This is a genomic window from Blautia sp. AF19-13LB (assembly GCF_003479105.1).
GTDB classification, from domain to species: Bacteria; Bacillota; Clostridia; order Lachnospirales; family Lachnospiraceae; genus Fusicatenibacter; species Fusicatenibacter saccharivorans.
On record NZ_QUGO01000056.1, the window covers coordinates 1 to 1599 of the forward strand.

Annotated in this window: 2 protein-coding genes and 1 pseudogene; all 3 read right to left on the reverse strand. The window is 39.5% G+C overall.

The window, feature by feature from the left end; genetic code table 11:
- Positions 1-146: 146 nt before the first annotated feature.
- Positions 147-863: a CPBP family glutamic-type intramembrane protease gene (locus tag DWX32_RS19150; RefSeq protein ID WP_158579619.1), complete on the reverse strand. Its 717-nt coding sequence runs from the start codon at positions 861-863 to the stop codon at positions 147-149.
- 310 nt (positions 864-1173) lie between these two features.
- Complete coding sequence (locus DWX32_RS19160) at positions 1174-1470, reverse strand: DUF3847 domain-containing protein (RefSeq protein ID WP_118563916.1); 297 nt, start codon at positions 1468-1470, stop codon at positions 1174-1176.
- Positions 1463-1599: pseudogene (locus tag DWX32_RS19165) on the reverse strand (DeoR family transcriptional regulator); the annotation flags it as partial. The pseudogene DWX32_RS19165 and the gene DWX32_RS19160, both read right to left, overlap by 8 nt.

Here is a 1599-nt window from a genome sequence, read left to right on the forward strand (position 1 = left end):
ACCACCTCATTTTGGGCAGAAAAAAAGCAGGAGACCTTTTTCAGATTTCCTGCTCGGTGTGCCACTGTGTATACGGCGGGTATTTAGTTGTAAAAGTTCGGGGCAAGTTGACCCGATGTGTGTAGAATAGCAAACTGGGATTTGTCTTACACTCCAAATATCGTTAATCGAATGAAATCAATAATAAAATGAACTCCTATTGCTAATGTCAACGAAGATTTTCGTTGAATAAAAGTAAGCACTATTCCAAAAACACTCATAAGTCCCAAATCAATAACATTCATTTCTATGCCTGCTGGAAAGTGCATTAAAACATGGGGCAGGATAAGGATTATATAGCAAAGAATATTTTGAAAATTTGAAAACACCTTACCTTTTCCCATATAAACACATACTGCAAATACTAAATATCTAAACAAAACTTCTTCTGGAATACTAGCAATTAAGCCGCCTACTATAGCATTAACTCTAAATGAAAAATCTATTGGATTAGTTTGTATCATCCATACAGTATTTAGCAATGTAAGGAAAATAGCAGGGAGTACCCCATATACTATAATTTCTTGTTTCGTTTTTGGTAATAAACTAATTTTGACATTAGATTTATCATATAATTGTTTGGCTCCCATATATCCAAATATAATACAAATTACATAAATTGGATTTAACGATAATGCTGCTAAAGCAATTCCAATGATAAAATCTTTTTTTGAAAATCCGGATTTATTTTTCCAAATCAAAAATATTGATAGAACTACAAACAAGATTGGGAAGAAATTCCCGTTTTTTTGTAATAGGTAAATAACAATCATACCTATCAATAAAAGTATCAAATTTCTTGTAACATTTTTTTCTTGTGCCATTTTTATCTCCTTAATTTTAACAGCTATAAAATTCATATTTGTTGTCATCTTCATTATACTTCACTGCCTATCGAAAAGATAGCATATTTTATGAAACTTGTCGGCTGGGAACAGCTTGCAAGGCAAGGTGTCCCCAGATGCCAAGTCCACAAAAGGGTAGCTGGCGGCAGCCAGCGCAGGGGAAGCGTAGCGTCCCCTGTTTGATTTGAAGCAGACCATGACTGCGGAAAATCACAGCCCTCCGGCGAGGAGCCTTCGGAGAACGCAATGCACCAACCTCTGGGTGGTGTATAATTGCGCCCTTAGTAAACTAAGGGGTTTCCGGCTTCTCCCGTTTCAGCAGTTTTTTCAATAGTTCCTGTGTGTCCTGCCTGTGAAAAATGAGTTTCAACAACATCATGACATCATCATCTGTCAGGCGTTCCGGCTCTTGCAGAAAACTTTCCAGCATACCGCCACGGGTACAGAGCCGGTGTGTCCGTTCCTTTCGGGTAAGCTGCTTTAACTTGTGCTGCAATGCCTTTTCATCATTGATGGCTTTCCGCAGTTTCTTTTCGCTTTTCTCCAGTTCCCGGTTTAGCTTTTCCAGCTTTGAGGTATCAGGCAAGGGCTGTGTCCTCCTTTCCCGGTATCAGCACATAAATCCGGTTCGGTTCTCCAACGCCCTGACGCACCCGCATGATAAGTCCGGCGGTTTCCAGTTCATTCAGAGAACGCTTGACCGTCATGGAGCTGC